Genomic DNA, 15567 nt, shown 5'->3' on the forward strand with positions numbered 1-15567 from the left:
TTCCACCGCTTCGGCGGCGAGGGCGGCGTGACCGGCGTGGTGCTGCTGGCCGAATCGCACATCACCATCCATACCTGGCCCGAGCATGGTTTCGCCGCCGTCGACGCGTTTCTGTGCGGGGCGGCGCGCGCCGACGAGGCCGTCGACGCGATCGCCGGCGCGCTCGCGGCTCGTATCGCGCAACGGCGGCGCATCGAGCGCGGCCTGGCTGGGGCCACGCCGGCGGCGGCCCTGCCCGCGAATTCGAATTGACGCTCGAACCCGTGCCGATTTAGGATGGCACCAGTCTTCGGGATAGACCCGGAGCGTTCCAACTCTTGAGGGAGCCTCATGAGCACGCAGTCCAGGCGCTTCGACGCGCTCGTCTTCATTGGTCGTTTCCAGCCGCCCCACCGTGGTCACCTGCATGTCCTGAAGGCCGCCCTGGCCCAGGCGCCGCGCGTATGCGTGCTGGTCGGCTCGACCGATCGCCCCCGCACCATCAAGGATCCGTTCTCGTTCGACGAGCGCCGCCAGATGCTCGAGTCGATGCTCGACGCCGACGAGCGCGAGCGCGTCATGATCGTCCCGGTGCAGGACTCCATGTACAACGACACCGACTGGGTCCGCTGGATCCAGCAGGCGGTGGCCGCCGCGCTCGGCGAGGCCGCCGCCACCGGCCGCGTGGGCCTGATCGGCCACGAGAAGGACGCCTCCTCGTACTACCTGCGCATGTTCCCGCAATGGCCCTTCGTCGAGGTCGAGCCGAACGAGGACATCTCCGCCACCGAGATCCGCGCGCAGTATTTCGCCGAGCGCCCGAACAGCTTCGTGTCCTGGGCCGTGCCCGCGCCGGTGTTCGCCTGGCTCGAGCAGTTCCAGGCGCGGCCCGAGTTCGCGCAGCTCAAGTCGGAAGCCGAGTTTATCGCCGCCTATCACCGCAAGTGGGCCGCCGCGCCCTACGCGGTCACCTTCGTGACCGTCGACGCGGTGGTGGTGCACTCCGGCCATATCCTGCTGATCCGCCGCCGCAGCGCGCCGGGGCAGGGCCTGTGGGCGCTGCCGGGCGGCTTCGTCGAGCAGGACGAGCGCATCGACGCGGCCTGCATCCGCGAGTTGCGCGAGGAAACCGGGCTCAAGCTGCCCGAGCCGGTGCTGCGCGGCTCGCTCAAGGACCGCCAGGTGTTCGACCACCCAACGCGTTCGCTGCGCGGGCGCACCATCACGCACGCCTCGCTGTTCCACTTCCCGACCGGCGAGCTGCCGCGCGTGAAGGGCAGCGACGATGCCGACAAGGCGCGCTGGGTGCCGCTCAACGAGTTCGAGACGATGCGCGAGCGCATGTTCGAGGATCACTTCGACATCGCCTATCACTTCCTCGGCAAGCTCTGATTCTCATCGTTCGCGCTTCACCGTAGTTCACGCGCCCGGCCACGCCGGGCGCGAACGGCCCGCCAGGATAGACCCGGCGGTCTTCCCCCAAGGTCCAGAGGAGCTCTGACCATGCACAACACCGAAGCCGGCGGCCTCGCCGCGATCCTTGCCAACCCGATCCTCAACACGGATTCGTACAAGGCCTCCCACTACCTGCAATATCCGCCCGACGCGACGGCGATGTTCTCCTATGTCGAGTCGCGCGGCGGCCGCTACGAGCGCACGCTGTTCTTCGGCCTGCAGATGCTGCTCAAGGAATACCTGTACCGGCCCGTCACGCACGCGATGGTGGACGAGGCGCGCGATTTCTTCGCGCTGCACGGCGAGCCCTTCAACGAGGCCGGCTGGCGCCGCGTGGTGGAGCGCTACGACGGCTACCTGCCGGTGCGCATCCGCGCGGTGCCGGAAGGCTCGGTGGTGCCGGTCGGCAATGCGCTGATCACGGTCGAATGCACCGATCCCGAGCTGTTCTGGCTGGCGTCCCACGTCGAGACCATGTTGCTGCGCATCTGGTACCCGGTGACGGTCGCCACCCGCAGTTGGCATCTGCGCCAAACGATTCGGCACTGGCTCGAACGCGGCGACGAGGATCTCTCGCAACTGCCGTTCAAGCTCCACGATTTCGGCGCGCGCGGCGTGTCGAGCGCGGAGTCGGCCGCGATCGGCGGCGCCGCGCACCTGGTCAGCTTCATGGGCTCGGACACGGTGCTCGGCGTGCTGGCTGCCAACCGCTTCTATCGCGAGCCGATGGCGGCCTATTCGGTGCCGGCGGCCGAGCACAGCACGATTACCTCCTGGGGCCGCGACGGCGAGCTCGAAGCCTACCGCCATGTGCTGGCGCGCTGCGCGAAACCGGGCGGCATCGTCTCGGTGGTGTCCGATTCCTACGACCTGTTCGCCGCGCTCGACCTGTGGGGCGGTCCCTTGCGGCAGCAGGTGATCGACTCGGGCGCCACCCTGGTGGTGCGCCCCGATTCGGGCGACCCGGAAACCATCGTGCTGGCCACCGTGCGCGCGCTCGACGCCGCCTTCGGCGCGAGCGTGAACCGCAAGGGGCGCCGCGTGCTGAACCATGTGCGCGTGATCCAGGGCGACGGCGTCAACGAGGCCTCGATCGAGGCCATCCTGGCATCGCTCGACGCGGCCGGCTATTCGGCCGGCAACGTGGTGTTCGGGATGGGCGGCGCGCTGCTGCAGCAGGTGGATCGCGATACGCAGCGCTTCGCGATGAAGTGCTCGGCGATCCGGCGCGGCGAGGTCTGGCACCCGGGCGGCAAGGACCCGGTCACCGATCCCGGCAAGCGCTCCAAGCAGGGCAGGCTGACGCTGCAGCGCCATCGCGGCACCGGCGCCTATCGCACGGTGGCGATGCCGGCCGCATGGGACGACCACGCGGTCGAGGGCGAATGGGAGGATGCGCTGCGCACCGTGTTCGATACGGGGCGCCTGCTGGAGGAGGTGACGCTGGCCGAGGTTCGCGCGCGTGCGCACGCGCATGAAGCCGTGAGCGAGGCGCGGCAGCTCGAGGCCGAGGACGTGCCGGCCCCGCTCGCCTGAGGCGGCGAGCGGCGGTGCGCCCGGCGCCGGTTCAGGCCGAGCGCGCCGCGAAAGCCCGCCCGCAAGCCAGCCGGATGCGGCTGGCGATGCGCATGAAGGCGAGCCAGTTCTGCGCCCAGACGCCTTCGCCATAATCGCGGCCCGGGCCCGCATCGCCCGGCAACTGGTCTGAGATGCCGGTCGGCTCGAGCTTGCGGGTCCAGTCGGCGGTGCGAAACAGCATGTCCCACCACGGGAACAGCACGCCGAAGTTGCAGCCATAGGCCACGCCGGTATGCCCATACTCGACCGCGTGATGGCGTCGATGGAAGGCCGGGCTCACCAGCAGCCGCTCCAGCAGCCAGCCGTAGGACAGGCGCGCATTGACGTGCTGGATGCTCTGCAGGGTATTGCCGACGGCCACCAGCACCACGTACTGGCCCGGCTGCACGCCGATCAGCAGCGCCAGCAGGGCGAAGAACGCGGCCTGGATCAGCACGTCGAGGAAGTGGTTGCGGTCGTCGTTCCAGAACGACATGCGGCGCTGGCTGTGATGCACCGCATGCAGTTCCCACCACACGCCGAAGCGATGCTGCCAGCGGTGGTACCAGTAGCCGGCGAAGTCGAGCGCGACCGCGTAGATCGCGAACGAGACCAGCGGCCGGTCCGAGACGCCGGGCCAGAACTCGTCGAGATTGACGTTCCAGACGCGATGCACCTGCATCCAGGTCTCGGCGTGGTTGAACAGCGGCTGCAGGTAGACGAAGAACAGGCCGTTGACCACGCCGAGCTTGGCGATCCAGGTGTACCAGACGTCGGCGCGCACCGCGCGGCGCTCGGGCCAGCGCTCGATCGGCCGCCAGGCCTCCAGCGGGCGCAGCAGCGCCCAGGTCAGCGCGATCTCGCAGACCGCGACGATCACCCAGTACAGCGCGTCGTAGATGTCCTCGTCGTAGTCCATCAGGTGGGCGCGGAACAGCAGCGGCTGCACCAGGTCCACGTAGAGCGCCGTCTGCGCGGTGCCGATCAGGTTGTCGGCCGAAGCCAGCAGCACGTCGATCATGGCGGGCCCGCCTCAATCCGGGTTGGGCGCGTAGACTGGCGCGCGGTCGGCGAAGAACAGGCCGTGCGGCGAGCGGCCGACGGCGATCGTGCTGACCAGCTTGCGCGTGGCCAGGTCGATCACGCCGACATGGCGCGAGAAACGGAAGGTGACCCACAGGAAGCGCTTGTCGGCCGACAGTTCCATGTCGTCGGGGCCGGGCATCAGGCCGGTGATGTCGCCGGTGTTGGTCAGGGCCGTGTAGTCGAGCACGCTGATGGTGCTGTCGACGCGATTGGTGACGGCCACGTGGCGGCCGTCGTCGAGCGAGCGGAAGTTGTGCGCGCCGCGGCCGGTATGGATCTTCTTCACCACCTGGTGCGTGACGCAGTCGACCACCGCCACGTCGTCCTCGCCGGTCATGCCCACAAGCAGGTAGCGGTTGCCGGGCGTCATCCACAGCCCGGCCGGGTCCTGGCCCACGTGCATGCGCCAGTCGACGGTCTGGGTCGGCAGGTCGATCGCGGCGATCTCGCCCGATTCCTGCAGCGAGACGTAGACGGTGCGATTGTCCATCGAGAAGGTCATGTGGCTCGGCATCTTCTCGAGCGGCAGGCGCCGGGCCAGCGTGAAGTGCAGCGGCGCCTCGTAGTGATAGATGTCGACGCGATCGAGCCTCAGCGCATTGGTGACGAACCAGTGGCCGTCGGGCGAGAAGCCGAGTTGATAGGGGTCCTCGATATCCTGCAGCGTGCCCTCGACGCGGCCGGTGGGCGGGTCGACGAACATCAGGTTGTCGGACACCGAGTTCGCGATGATCAGGGTCTTGCCGTCGGGCGTGATCATCAGGTGATGCGGCTCCTTGCCGGCGGGCAGGGTGGCCACCACCTTGCGCGAAGCCTCGTCGATCAGGTTCAGCCTGGCTTCGCCCGAATCGAGCACCACCACGTTGTCGGCATGGGCGGCCAGCGGGGCGCCGGCGGCGCAGAAGAGGGACAGCAGCAGCACGCGCAGGCGCGCGGCGGGGGAGCGGAACATCGGGACTTCCTGGTGCGAGCGTGACGAAAGCGGCGCCGCGCGGCGGTGACGGCGAGGGTCTCGCGTGTCGCGCGCTGGGCTGACGCGCAACTTACCGGGCAGCCCGATGAGCGTCCAATGCATTGTGCGGATGAAACGATGAGCGCCGCGTATGAGTGGAACAATCGCGCCTGCGCGCCGCAATGACGGCCTGGCGCGCGCATCAATCGATCGTCGCGCCGCAAGCCGATGCGATCGGAATCGAAACCGGTCGCAAGCGCGATGCGGGGTGATCGTGGGGATGGCGGCAGGCGGCTGAAAGCCGTTTGTCGAACTGCTTGTATCGGCAACCAGTTGGGCAGGCCCCGGCGCGGCTCAGCGCAGCGTGCCGAACAGGCCGCCGAGCGCGGCGCGCAGCAGCTCGCCCGAGGTCGGCCGGCTCACGAAGCTCATGGCCGGCGCGTAGGTCAGCTCGAAGATCAGCGCGCCGAGCGTTTCGGCATCGACCGAGAGCGCGGGATCGAGCCCGCGCAGACGCTCGCCGAGCGTGCGCCAGTGCGAGCGCAGCACCGCTTCCTGCGAGGCGCGGAAGGTGTCGGCGGGCTTGGCGTGGCGCGCGTATTCGAGCACCAGCAGCGGCCAGCTGCCCAGGCGCGAATGCCGGTCGGCCCAGCCGGCGATCCGCTCGATCGCATCAGCCAGCGTGGCGGCGCCGTCGATCGCCGCGTGCAGGTCGGCGAGGCTGCGCTGCCCATGCGCTTCCAGCACTTCCAGGAACAGCGCTTCCTTGCCCGGGAAGTTCGAGTAGACCGCGCCCTTGCTGAAGCCGGCCACCTCGGCGATGCGGTCGAGCGAGGTGGCCGCGTAGCCGTCGCGCGCGAACAGCGCGGCGGCTACCTCCAGCAGCCGATGGCGGGTTTGCGCCTGGCTTTCCTCGCGCGTCAGTCTGGCCATGCCTGTCTCCGTCGAATCGGAATCTCGATTGAATGCCGGGCAGTATACAGATACCATCGAGTATCCGAATCGTCCCGAGCCGTTCCATGTACAAGAAAGGTACCGCCCTCGAATTGCAGTTTTCGCCGCGCCGGCTCGGCGAGGCGCGCGGGCAGCCGCTGAGCCTCGGCCTGAGCGGCGAGGACGCCGGGCGCCTGTACCGCGCGCTCGACGCCTACCTGGGCGCCGCGCCGGCCCATGGCGCGGAGCCGCTGGTGGTGAGCCTCGACGACGAGGGCGAGGTCCTTGCGCCGGTGCCTGCTCACGCGCTCGATGCCACCGCCGCCGTGGCCGAGCCCAAGCAGCCAGTGCCGGCCGCCGTCGAATTCCGCCAGTTCGTCTGCCTGATCTGCGGCTGGATCTACGACGAAGCCAGCGGCGATCCCGAGCATGGCCTCGCGCCGGGCACGCGCTGGGAGGCGGTGCCCGACGACTGGCGCTGCCCGCTTTGCGACGTCGGCAAGGAAGACTTCGCCCTGATGGCGTTCTGATTCGTTCATCCGCTTCGTTTGCGATCCGGCTTCGCGACATGCGCAAGCCGCTTGCTTTCGTTTTGCCGACGCACCGCCGATCCCGCATGACCGGCGCCTGCCTGCCGCGCGTTTTCTTCGATTGCCTGCCGCGTCGAACGAATTATCGGCAAGCAGGCCACGATTGACTTCGTTCGCTATCGAACCGTTTCGAGCGCCGCCGGCCGCTGTGTCCCGGCCCATCTGCATTTCCCGCCACGCGGCTCGATTCCACCAAGCATTTCGCAAGCCCGCCGTGATCGTCCTTTAAGATGACGACACCGCCACCATCTGCGTATTCCATTGCGCCCAGAGTGTCCCGATGATCCATTCCTCCCGTTCGACGTCGGATTCCGAACGCCCGAAAGCGCAGGCGATCGCGCTCGGCGTGCTCTACACAGCACTCGTCGCGCTCGCGCTGTGGGTAATCCGCGAATTCCTGCCGGCCGTGGCCTGGGCCGGCGTGATCGCCATCGCGCTGTGGCCCGCGCTGCGCCGCATCGACGAGGTGCCCTGGCTGTCGGGGCGCCACACCGTGGTTTCGATCGTGCTGACCTCGGCGGTCGGCCTGCTGCTGGTGGTGCCGGTGGCGGTGGCGGTGGTGCAGGCCGCGGGCCAGGTCCACGAGGTGTTCGCCTGGGTGCGCGACGCGCGCCTGAACGGCATCCCGGTGCCCGACGCGGTCTCGCACCTGCCGTTCGGCGCGCAGCAGGTCAGCACCTGGTGGCAGGCCAACCTGGCCCAGCCGCTGCATGCGCCCACCGGCGTGAAGGCCATGAACAGCGAGGCCTTCGTCAGCTACGGCAAGGCCTTCGGCTCGCGCGTGGTGCATGCGGCGGTGCTGTTCGGCTTCATGCTGGTGACGCTGTTCGTGATCTTCCGGGCCGGACCGAACATCTCGGTATCGCTGATGCGCGGCGTGCAGCGCGCGTTCGGCGCCAACGGCGCCTCGCTGATCCAGCGCATGGCCTCGGCCATCTACGGCACGGTGACGGGGCTGGTGGTGGTGGGCCTCGGCGAGGGCGCGCTGCTCGGCATCGCCTATGCGTTCGCGGGCGTGCCGCACGCGGCGCTGCTGGGGCTGGTGACGGCGGTGGCCGCCATGCTGCCGTTCTGCGCGCCGATCGTGTTCTGCGGCGCCGCGATCTGGTTGTTCCTGATGCAGGGCGCGACGGGCTGGGCGATCGGCCTGGCCGTGTTCGGCTTCGTGGTGGTGTTCGTCGCCGAGCACTTCGTGCGCCCGGTGCTGATCGGCGGCTCGGCGCGCCTGCCGTTCCTGCTGGTGCTGTTCGGCATCCTCGGCGGTGCCGAGACCTTCGGCCTGCTGGGCCTGTTCATCGGCCCCGCGCTGATGACGGTGCTGACCGTGCTGTGGACCGAATGGATCCACTGAGGATCCGCCTCGATCGTTGCGCGCGCAACGCATCGACCTTCCCGGGCACATGCCGGCGCGCCCGTTCGCACGCGAGGGCCGGCCGATTTTCGACGCGGGGTTTTAAAGTTTTCCACATTCGTGTCGTCGAGGTGGATTAGGATGCGGAAATGACGACCGATCGTGTTGGCCGGGTTCTGACCGGCCTGCTAGCCCCGCCCCCGCGTTCCTCCCTCGCCGCGCTGCCGTTCGCCGCGAGCCTGCTGTTGTCGGGCTGCTCCTGGTTCGGCTGGCTGCATCATCCCTCGTTCTCGTACGCGAAGCTGCCGGTGCCGAAGGCCGCTTCCCAGCCGGGCGCCACCCAGCAGCGCGTGGTGGGCGCGGGCGGCAATCCCGCCAGCGTCTGGATGGTGCGCAACGGGACCGGCACTTGCTACAACTACCTGCTCCAGCACGGCAACGAGCATCGGCCCTACTACGTGGTGTTCGACCGTCACGGCATCGTCACGCATCATGGTTTCGCCACCTGCATGGAGGCGGACCGGCAAGGCCTGCTCAAGCGCGCGGCGCCGGTTTCCTGAGGTCTTCCCGCTTTTCCCGCAGCACCCGGCGGCCCGCTCGCCTCCGTCGCCCGGTCATTACCGGGCGCTCTCGTCGATTTCCTGCCGCCGGCCCGGCTCAGGCCAGCGTGTCCACCACGCCGCCATCCACGCGCAGCGCGGCGCCCGTGGTGGCCGACGCCTGCTGCGAGCACACGTACACCACCATGTTCGCGACTTCCTCGGTGGTCGCCGGCCGCTGCAGGATCGAGCTGGCGCGCTGGGTGCGCACGAACTCCACCGCCACCTCGTCGACCGTCTTGCCTTCCTGGTCGGCGGTTTCCTTGAGCATCACCTTCACGCCTTCCGACATGGTCGGGCCCGGCAGCACCGAGTTGACCGTCACGCCGCTGCCGGCGGCGAGCTTGGCGAGGCCGCGCGCGATCGACAACTGCGCGGTCTTGGTGAAGCCGTACTGGATCATGTCGGCCGGGATGTTGAGCGCCGATTCCGACGAGATGAACACCACCCGGCCCCAGTCGCGTTCGAGCATGGCCGGCAGGTAGTGGCGCGAGAGCCGCACGCCCGACATCACGTTCATCTGGAAGTAGTGCTCCCATTCCCCGTCGTCGATCTCGAAGAAGGGCTTCGGGCCGTAGATGCCGGCATTGTTGACCAGGATGTCGACGGCCGGGACCGCCTCGATCAGGGCCTTGGCGCCGGCCGCGCCGGACAGGTCGCTGGGCACGCCCGAGGCGTTCACGCCGGGCACGGAGGAGCGCAGCGTGGCCAGCGAGGCATCCACCGAACGCTCGCTGCGTCCGTTGATGATCAGGGTCGCGCCGGCGCGCGCGAGGCCTTCCGCGATGGCATAGCCGATGCCGCTGGTGGAGGCGGTGACGAGGGCGGTCTTGCCGGTCAGGTTGATTTGCATGATTCGGAGTCCCTGGAAGCGTGGAAACGGTGTGCCGCGGGTGTGCCGCGCGTCGCTGGCTGCGCGCGCACGGCACAGGATGCATCAGCTCGGGCGAATCGCCTCGCACGCGGCGGCGGCCGGGCCGGATTGCATGATCCGCCGGCCGCGGTCGGTTCGGTGCGTTCGCCTCATTCCTTCACGTAGCACGGATAGGCCAGCTTGGCGGCCCGCGTGGCGGCGAGGTCGAGCGTGATCGCGCGCAACGGGGCGGCCTGCGAGGTGGTGCCGAGCGATTCGCCCGTCGGTGACATAGCAAAACCGGTGCCGCCGAATTCGAGCGTCGGCGCGGCGCGTCCGTGGCGGTTCGAGCTGACCAGGGCCGCGCCGGCCACGATCGCCGCCATCGCGCCGGCCGTGAACCAGTGCTGCACGGCGTGGCCGGTGGCGCGCGGCGTGACGATCAGGTCGGCGCCCAGGCGTCCGTAGGCGCGCGCATGCTCGTTGAAGAACAGCTCGGTGCAGAGCAGCACGCCCAGCTTCAGCTTGCCGACCGTCGCGCATTCGAAGCCCTCGCGGCCGCGCTCGAACCAGCTCGCCTCGTGCCAGCCCGGTTCCTCGGGAAAGAACTTCTTGTGATGCAGGTAGCGATAGGCGCCGCCCTCGATCACGAAGGCCTCGTTCGCCAGGCGCCGCGCCTGCGCCACCGGCCGCGAGGACAGCACCGCCCCCACCTGCAACCGGCCCAGCGCCGCCAGGGCCTCCTCGTGCAGCGCCACGCTGCGCGCGGCCGCCTCGGCATCGTAGTCGGGCGTGATGGCCAGCCATGGGCCGAAGGGCATCTCGTTGGTGACCAGCAGGTCGGCCTGTTCGGCATCGACGGCACGGCGGATCGCCTCCCAGGCCGCGCCGCTCGGCTGCAGGCCGTCGGGCCACTGCACGTAGAGGATCCTGGCTGTCCCTGTCTGCATCGCTGCTCCCTGGCGTGGAAAGGAAGGCGGGGCCGGTTGTCCGGCTGCCCGGCGAGGCTGAAAGCTTTTTGTAGTCGTGCTCGGCACGAGGCGCCTTCACGATTTTTCGACGATCGAAAAAAATTTTGCATCGACCGGGAATAAACGCGCGGACCCTGTGTTCGCCCTCATGTATCCCAAGCGCTCAGCCGCGAATCGCCGACGACAGCCTGGGTATGGTCCGGCCTTCGCCTCACCGCATGAAAGGTGAACGAAGTGGGGACTCCCGTCAATGCAATGCCTCTGGAGAAGTCAGATGAAGTTGAAATCGCTTGTCGCCGCCGCCCTGGCCTGTACCGCCATCTCGGGCGTGAGCTCGGCCTTCGCGCAGGACAACGCCGCCGCCGCGCCGGCCGCGCCGATCAAGAACGTGGTGCTGGTGCATGGCCTGTATGCCGACGGTTCGAGCTGGGCGAAGGTGATTCCGCTGCTGCAGGCCAAGGGCCTGCACGTGACGGCGGTGCAGAACCCGACCACCTCGTTCGACGCCGACGTCGACGCGGTCAAGCGTGCGCTGGCGGCCCAGGACGGCCCGACCCTGCTGGTCGCGCATTCCTACGGCGGCATGGTGATCAGCCAGGCCGGCGACGATCCGAAGGTGGCGGGGCTGGTCTATATCGCGGCGCGCGCGCCCGATGCCGGCGAGGACTACCCGGCCTTGACCAAGAAATTCCCGGCCGCCCCGGCCTCGGCGGGCCTGCAATGGTCGGCCGACGGTTTCGGCAAGCTCTCGGAACAGGCCTTCGTGCACGACTTCGCCGGCGACCTGCCGCCCGAGGAGGCACGCGTCTACTACGCCGTGCAGCAGCCGATGGGCAAGCCGGTCACGATGGCGAAGACCACCGTGGCCGCCTGGCACGACAAGCCGACCTGGTACGCGGTGTCGACCGAGGATCGCACCATCAACCCCGACCTGGAACGCTTCATGGCCAAGCGCATGCACGCGCACACCATCGAGATCCAGTCGAGCCACGTGTCGCTGATCTCGCATCCGGCCGCGGTGGCGAACCTGATCCTGGAAGCGACGGGCGAGGCGAAGTAAGGCGGGGCGGGGCGGCAGGCGCGAGCGCGAAGCGGCGCTCGCGCCTGCCGCCGTTCGTCATTGCGGCGTGACGCTGCGCATCCAGCGCGCGATATCGCCGACCACCTGTTTCTCGATGCCGAAATAGCCGTGCGGCGACAAGGAGCTGCACGGATTCGACGACTGCGCGACGCCGCCCTCGACATGCAGGACGGTGGCCGCGCTGTTTTTCATGGCGGCGGCGATTTCGGGCGCGCGCGAGGGCGGTGCGACGGTGCAGGTATCGTCGCGATTGGCCACCACCAGGGCCGGCGCGCGCACGCGTTCGGGCCGCGCGTCGAACACCGTCTCGCCCGAATGCCCGACCACCGACACCGATTCGGTCAGCACGATGCCGGCCAGTTCGCCGTCGCGCGCGCTCGAGCCGGCCGCCATCGCGGCGATCGAGCCCTGGCTGGTGCCCATCGCCCAGAGCGGGCGATCGGTGAGCGTGTGCGCGTAGTCGAGGATCTCGCGCAGCACCTGCCGATAGGCCTCGGTGCTGCGCTCGCCGCGCATCGACTTGTGTCCGATCGCATCGACGATCACCACGCCGTAGCCGAGCCGGGCCCACAGCTCGCGCGTGCGCACCACGAAGTTGTTGTCGTGGCGGATCGCGCCGTCGCGTTCGATGTCGACGTCGCCGGCGCCGCCGGGGAACATCAGGATCACGCCGCGCATCGGGCCTGCCGGGCCGTAGAACAGCACGCGCTGGTGCTCGCCGCCGGGTAGCGGCAGGTCCTGCACGGCGCTTCGCGTGGCGAGATCGGCGCCGGCGGCGACGCTGGCGGGCGGCGGGGGCGGCACTTCGTCCGCTGACGGGCGGCGCGCGCTCGCGCCATGGGAGAAGCCGAGCGCGAGCAGCGCGGCGGCGAGGATCGACAAGCGGGACCGACGAATCATGTGCTGAGTACCACCGAGATAACTGGGACGAAAGCGGGGCGGCGCGATTGCACCGCGCGCCTAGCGTACGCCAGCGGCCGGGGCCGCGACCAATACATTTTCGGCGACGCCGCGATACGTTCGGCGTATGTCATCGGCGCAGGCCCGTCCGGCGGGCTCGCGTATCCCGATCGACATCGAATCGCAAGGAAAACGAAGCATCCAGAAAGGCGCCGCGCGATGTGCGCTCGGCCCGGCGCTCAGGCGCGCGTCGCGTCGAGCGCCTTCAGCACCTCGATGAAGGCCCGCAGCGCGGCCGGCACCTGGCGGTGGCCGGGATAGTAGAGGAACAGGCCCGGATAGACCGGGCACCAGTCGGCCAGCAGCGCGCGCAGCGACTTGTCGCGCAGATGGGGCAGCGCCAGCTTTTCCGGCACCATCGCGATGCCCAGCCCCTTCAGCGCGGCCTCGATCATCAGCTCGGTGCGGTTCAGCGTCAGCGCGCCCTGCACGTCGAGCGAGATCGCCTCGCCGTGGCGCTCGAATTCCCAGCGGTAAGGGCGGCCCGCCGGCGTGCGCGCGCGAATGCAGCGATGCTCGCGCAGTTCGTCCGGCGTGCGTGGCGCGCGGCGGCCCTGCAGGTAGGCGGGCGAGGCGACCGGCAGCATTCGCGACGGGCTGCCGAAGCGGATCGCGACCATGTCCCGGGGCACGTCGTCGCCGAGCCGGAAGCCGGCGTCGTAGCCTTCGGCGACGATGTCGACGAAGGCCGGCTCGGCCACCAGGTCGACCTCCACCTCGGGATAGCGCTCGATGAACACCGGCATCACGTGCCGGACCAGCAGCATCGATACGGTCTCCGAAGCAGTCAGCCGCAGCCGGCCGCCGGGCGCCTCGCGCGAGGCGCTGAGCTCGGCCAGCGCCTCGTCGAGGCCGGCCAGGATCGGCGCGAGCTGCGCCACCAGCCGTTCGCCGGCCTGGGTCGGCGAGACGCTGCGCGTGGTGCGGTTCAACAGGCGCGTGCCGAGGCGTTCCTCCAGCTCGCGCATCATGTGGCTCAGCGTCGAGGGCGCCAGCTCCAGCGCCTCGGCCGCCTTGCGGAAACTGCGCTGCGAGCTCACCGCGGCCAGCGCTCGCAGCTCGACTAGCGTGACGCGCTCATTCATGGGTTTTCGCCATCAAGGTATGCCGGTTCAGGGCGGTTATCGGCTCGCATTATCGCTGCTAAATTGCGTGCCGTTCCATCACCCCCACAAGGAGAGCGAGATGTCCCGAACCTGGTTCATTACCGGCATCGGCAGCGGCTTCGGCCGCGAGATGACGCAGCAGTTGCTGGCACGCGGCGATCGCGTGGCCGGCACGGTGCGCGACGCGCAGGCCGTCGCGGACCTGCGCGAGCGCCATGGCGATGCGCTCTGGAGCGCCACGCTCGACATGACCGACCTGCCGGGCATCCAGCGCGTGGTCGCGCAGGCCTTCGAGGTCTTCGGCCGAATCGACGTGATCGTCAACAATGCGGGCTACGGCCTGTTCGGCGCGGCCGAGGGCCTGTCCGACGCGCAGATCCGCCATCAGATCGACACCAACCTGATCGCGCCGATCCAGGTCACGCGAGCGGCCTTGCCGGGGCTGCGCGCCCAGGGCGGCGGCCGGATCCTGGCGATCTCCAGTTATGGCGGGCAGGCCACGCACCCGGGCGCCTCGCTCTATCACGCCAGCAAGTGGGGCATGGAGGGTTTCTTTGATGCGCTGTCCGCCGAGGTGGCGCCGTTCGGGATCGGCGTGACGATCGTCGAGCCGGGCGGCGCGCGCACCGCGTTCCGCCGCGCGGCGGGCCGGCATTTCGGTGCCGAGCTGGAAGCCTATCGCGATACGCCGGTGGGGGCCCTGTACGCGCGCTTGTCGGATCCCGGTTTCGTCGCCAGCGGCGATCCGGCGAAGATGGTGTCGATCATGATCGACAGCGTGGATCGCACGCCGGCGCCGAAACGCATCGCGCTCGGCCGCGATGCCTACACGATGATCCGCAATGCCTTGGGCGAGCGGCTCGCCGCCGTCGAGGCCGATCGTGAACTGGCGCATTCGACCGATTTCGACGCGCCGGCCTGAGCGGGCTATTGCGCGCGCGTGATTCAGGTGAGGCGAGTCGCGTCCCGCACTTCGACGATCGCGCGTTCGAGCCGCGTCACGGCCGCCTCCATGGACTCGGCCGGCACGTTGCCGTAGCCGAGCACCAGGCCGTTGTAGGCCGAGCTGTCCGAGCCGGGCAGGCAGAACGGCGAGAGCGCGCGCAGCACCAGGCCGTGCGCGCGCGCGGCCCGCTCGACCTCGACGTCGGCGACCGGCGCGTCGAGCCGTGCCGACAGATGCATGCCGCCGTCGCCGGCCGAGACCGTCAGCAGGCCGCCGAGCCGGCGCGTCAGCGCCTCGTGCAGCACGTCGCGGCGCTCGGCATAGACGCGGCGCATGCGGCGCAGGTGCCGGCTGAAATGGCCGGCCTCGATGAATTCCGCCAGCGCGAGGTGGTCGGCCAGCCGCCCGCGCGGCGACAGCGCCGAGGACACCTGCTCGAGCTCGGGCGCGATGGCGCCCGGCACCACCACGAAGCCCACCCGCAAGGCCGGGAACATCACCTTGCTGAAGGTGCCGAGATAGATCACCGGTGCGTCGCGCACCACGTTCTGCAGTGCAGCCAGCGGCGTGCCGTGATGGCGGAACTCGCTGTCGTAGTCGTCCTCGACGATCCACGCACCGGCGTCCCGCGCGGCCTGCACCAGCGCGACGCGCCGCTCCTGGGACATCACCGCGCCGAGCGGGTATTGGTGCGAGGGCGTGATGTAGACCAGCCGCGGCGGCGCGCTGCGCCACAACTCGGCCGCGGGCGCCAGGCCATGCGCGTCGACCGGCACCGGCACCAGGCGCAGCCCGGCGGCCTGCAGCGCGACGCGCGCCCCGCCGTAGCCGGGGTTCTCGATCCAGGCGATGTCGCCGGCATCGGCCAGCGCCCGCGCGCAGAGATCGAGGCCGTATTGCGTGCCGTCGGTGATCAGCACCTGCTCGGCCTCGCAGGCCACGCCGCGCGAGACGCGCAGGTAGCTGGCGATCGCCTGGCGCAGCCGCAGGTTGCCGGCGGCGGGCTGGTAGTCGAGCTGGGCCGGGCCGATGCGGCGCCAGGCGCGTTCCACCGAGCGCCGCCAGGCCGTCAGCGGGAAGGCGTCGAGGGCCGGCACGCCGAGCACGAAGGCGCCCAGCTCGCCGGGGCGATCGACGTTGCGGCTCAG

16 protein-coding genes are annotated in these 15567 nt (G+C 69.6%); 8 read left to right on the top strand and 8 right to left on the bottom strand.

The annotated features are described in order from the left end of the window. The 3 genes from speD to F3J18_RS29390 form a co-directional block, all read left to right on the top strand. The coding region (gene speD / locus F3J18_RS29380; RefSeq protein WP_166915662.1) for an adenosylmethionine decarboxylase at positions 1 to 252 on the top strand (252 nt) is incomplete at its 5' end. Positions 253 to 330: 78 nt separating this feature from the next. Next, complete coding sequence (locus F3J18_RS29385) at positions 331 to 1371, top strand: bifunctional nicotinamide-nucleotide adenylyltransferase/Nudix hydroxylase (protein WP_025097517.1); 1041 nt, start codon at positions 331 to 333, stop codon at positions 1369 to 1371. 111 nt (positions 1372 to 1482) lie between these two features. Then, on the top strand, positions 1483 to 2970 hold the full coding sequence (locus F3J18_RS29390) for a nicotinate phosphoribosyltransferase (protein ID WP_166915664.1): 1488 nt from the start codon (positions 1483 to 1485) through the stop codon (positions 2968 to 2970). Between the two features lie 31 nt (positions 2971 to 3001). Here F3J18_RS29390 and F3J18_RS29395 read toward each other — a convergent pair whose 3' ends face one another. From F3J18_RS29395 to F3J18_RS29405, 3 genes are all read right to left on the bottom strand, one after another. Next, the gene (locus tag F3J18_RS29395) at positions 3002 to 4012 is read right to left on the bottom strand and encodes a sterol desaturase family protein (RefSeq protein WP_166915666.1); all 1011 of its coding nucleotides are present in this window, start codon (positions 4010 to 4012) and stop codon (positions 3002 to 3004) included. Between the two features lie 12 nt (positions 4013 to 4024). Next, positions 4025 to 5029, bottom strand: a complete 1005-nt coding sequence (locus F3J18_RS29400) for a beta-propeller fold lactonase family protein (RefSeq protein WP_025097514.1) — start codon at positions 5027 to 5029, stop codon at positions 4025 to 4027. Between the two features lie 354 nt (positions 5030 to 5383). After that, positions 5384 to 5962 (bottom strand): TetR/AcrR family transcriptional regulator, encoded by a 579-nt coding sequence (locus tag F3J18_RS29405; RefSeq protein ID WP_166915667.1) that lies wholly within the window; start codon positions 5960 to 5962, stop codon positions 5384 to 5386. An 86-nt stretch (positions 5963 to 6048) separates the two neighbouring features. Between F3J18_RS29405 and F3J18_RS38320 the strand changes: the two genes are divergently transcribed. The 3 genes from F3J18_RS38320 (at position 6049) to F3J18_RS29420 (ending at position 8463) form a co-directional block, all read left to right on the top strand. Then, positions 6049 to 6492, top strand: a complete 444-nt coding sequence (locus F3J18_RS38320; protein WP_240154646.1) for a rubredoxin — start codon at positions 6049 to 6051, stop codon at positions 6490 to 6492. A 340-nt stretch (positions 6493 to 6832) separates the two neighbouring features. Then, entirely contained in the window at positions 6833 to 7903 is a 1071-nt protein-coding gene (locus F3J18_RS29415; protein ID WP_166915669.1) for an AI-2E family transporter, read from the top strand. A 149-nt stretch (positions 7904 to 8052) separates the two neighbouring features. Beyond that, positions 8053 to 8463 carry an outer membrane protein assembly factor BamE gene (locus tag F3J18_RS29420; RefSeq protein WP_226284720.1) on the top strand — a complete coding sequence of 137 codons (411 nt, stop codon included), beginning with the start codon at positions 8053 to 8055 and terminating at the stop codon, positions 8461 to 8463. A gap of 97 nt (positions 8464 to 8560) precedes the next feature. Here the strand turns inward: F3J18_RS29420 and F3J18_RS29425 are convergent, their stop codons facing one another. Together F3J18_RS29425 and F3J18_RS29430 are read right to left on the bottom strand one after the other, a co-directional pair. Next, positions 8561 to 9355, bottom strand: coding sequence for an SDR family oxidoreductase (locus F3J18_RS29425; protein ID WP_166915671.1), 795 nt, complete (start codon positions 9353 to 9355; stop codon positions 8561 to 8563). A gap of 170 nt (positions 9356 to 9525) precedes the next feature. Further along, positions 9526 to 10305 carry a carbon-nitrogen hydrolase family protein gene (locus F3J18_RS29430; protein WP_166915673.1) on the bottom strand — a complete coding sequence of 260 codons (780 nt, stop codon included), beginning with the start codon at positions 10303 to 10305 and terminating at the stop codon, positions 9526 to 9528. A gap of 295 nt (positions 10306 to 10600) precedes the next feature. Between F3J18_RS29430 and F3J18_RS29435 the strand changes: the two genes are divergently transcribed. After that, entirely contained in the window at positions 10601 to 11386 is a 786-nt protein-coding gene (locus F3J18_RS29435; protein WP_205194244.1) for an alpha/beta hydrolase, read from the top strand. Between the two features lie 57 nt (positions 11387 to 11443). Here the strand turns inward: F3J18_RS29435 and F3J18_RS29440 are convergent, their stop codons facing one another. Next, positions 11444 to 12307 (bottom strand): alpha/beta hydrolase, encoded by an 864-nt coding sequence (locus F3J18_RS29440; RefSeq protein WP_205194245.1) that lies wholly within the window; start codon positions 12305 to 12307, stop codon positions 11444 to 11446. Positions 12308 to 12546: 239 nt separating this feature from the next. Next, entirely contained in the window at positions 12547 to 13452 is a 906-nt protein-coding gene (locus tag F3J18_RS29445) for a LysR family transcriptional regulator (protein WP_166915675.1), read from the bottom strand. Positions 13453 to 13552: 100 nt separating this feature from the next. On the opposite strand from F3J18_RS29445, the gene F3J18_RS29450 reads away from it, so the two are divergent. Continuing rightward, the gene (locus tag F3J18_RS29450; protein WP_166915677.1) at positions 13553 to 14395 is read left to right on the top strand and encodes an SDR family oxidoreductase; all 843 of its coding nucleotides are present in this window, start codon (positions 13553 to 13555) and stop codon (positions 14393 to 14395) included. A gap of 23 nt (positions 14396 to 14418) precedes the next feature. Here the strand turns inward: F3J18_RS29450 and F3J18_RS29455 are convergent. After that, positions 14419 to 15567, bottom strand: a 1149-nt coding sequence (locus F3J18_RS29455) for a PLP-dependent aminotransferase family protein (protein ID WP_166915679.1), incomplete at its 5' end; no start/stop codon positions are given.

The sequence above is a fragment of the Burkholderia sp. Ax-1720 genome (assembly GCF_011753035.1).
Lineage (GTDB): Bacteria > Pseudomonadota > Gammaproteobacteria > Burkholderiales > Burkholderiaceae > Burkholderia > Burkholderia gladioli.

Bases quoted from the DNA above. Each gene is read 5' to 3' on its own strand.
- F3J18_RS29385 (WP_025097517.1), top strand. From the start codon at position 331: ATGAGCACGCAGTCCAGGCGCTTCGACGCGCTCGTCTTCATTGGTCGT.
- F3J18_RS29390 (WP_166915664.1), top strand. From the start codon at position 1,483: ATGCACAACACCGAAGCCGGCGGCCTCGCCGCGATCCTTGCCAACCCG.
- F3J18_RS29395 (WP_166915666.1), bottom strand. From the start codon at position 4,012: ATGATCGACGTGCTGCTGGCTTCGGCCGACAACCTGATCGGCACCGCG.
- F3J18_RS29400 (WP_025097514.1), bottom strand. From the start codon at position 5,029: ATGTTCCGCTCCCCCGCCGCGCGCCTGCGCGTGCTGCTGCTGTCCCTC.
- F3J18_RS29405 (WP_166915667.1), bottom strand. From the start codon at position 5,962: ATGGCCAGACTGACGCGCGAGGAAAGCCAGGCGCAAACCCGCCATCGG.
- F3J18_RS38320 (WP_240154646.1), top strand. From the start codon at position 6,049: ATGTACAAGAAAGGTACCGCCCTCGAATTGCAGTTTTCGCCGCGCCGG.
- F3J18_RS29415 (WP_166915669.1), top strand. From the start codon at position 6,833: ATGATCCATTCCTCCCGTTCGACGTCGGATTCCGAACGCCCGAAAGCG.
- F3J18_RS29420 (WP_226284720.1), top strand. From the start codon at position 8,053: ATGACGACCGATCGTGTTGGCCGGGTTCTGACCGGCCTGCTAGCCCCG.
- F3J18_RS29425 (WP_166915671.1), bottom strand. From the start codon at position 9,355: ATGCAAATCAACCTGACCGGCAAGACCGCCCTCGTCACCGCCTCCACC.
- F3J18_RS29430 (WP_166915673.1), bottom strand. From the start codon at position 10,305: ATGCAGACAGGGACAGCCAGGATCCTCTACGTGCAGTGGCCCGACGGC.
- F3J18_RS29435 (WP_205194244.1), top strand. From the start codon at position 10,601: ATGAAGTTGAAATCGCTTGTCGCCGCCGCCCTGGCCTGTACCGCCATC.
- F3J18_RS29440 (WP_205194245.1), bottom strand. From the start codon at position 12,307: ATGATTCGTCGGTCCCGCTTGTCGATCCTCGCCGCCGCGCTGCTCGCG.
- F3J18_RS29445 (WP_166915675.1), bottom strand. From the start codon at position 13,452: ATGAATGAGCGCGTCACGCTAGTCGAGCTGCGAGCGCTGGCCGCGGTG.
- F3J18_RS29450 (WP_166915677.1), top strand. From the start codon at position 13,553: ATGTCCCGAACCTGGTTCATTACCGGCATCGGCAGCGGCTTCGGCCGC.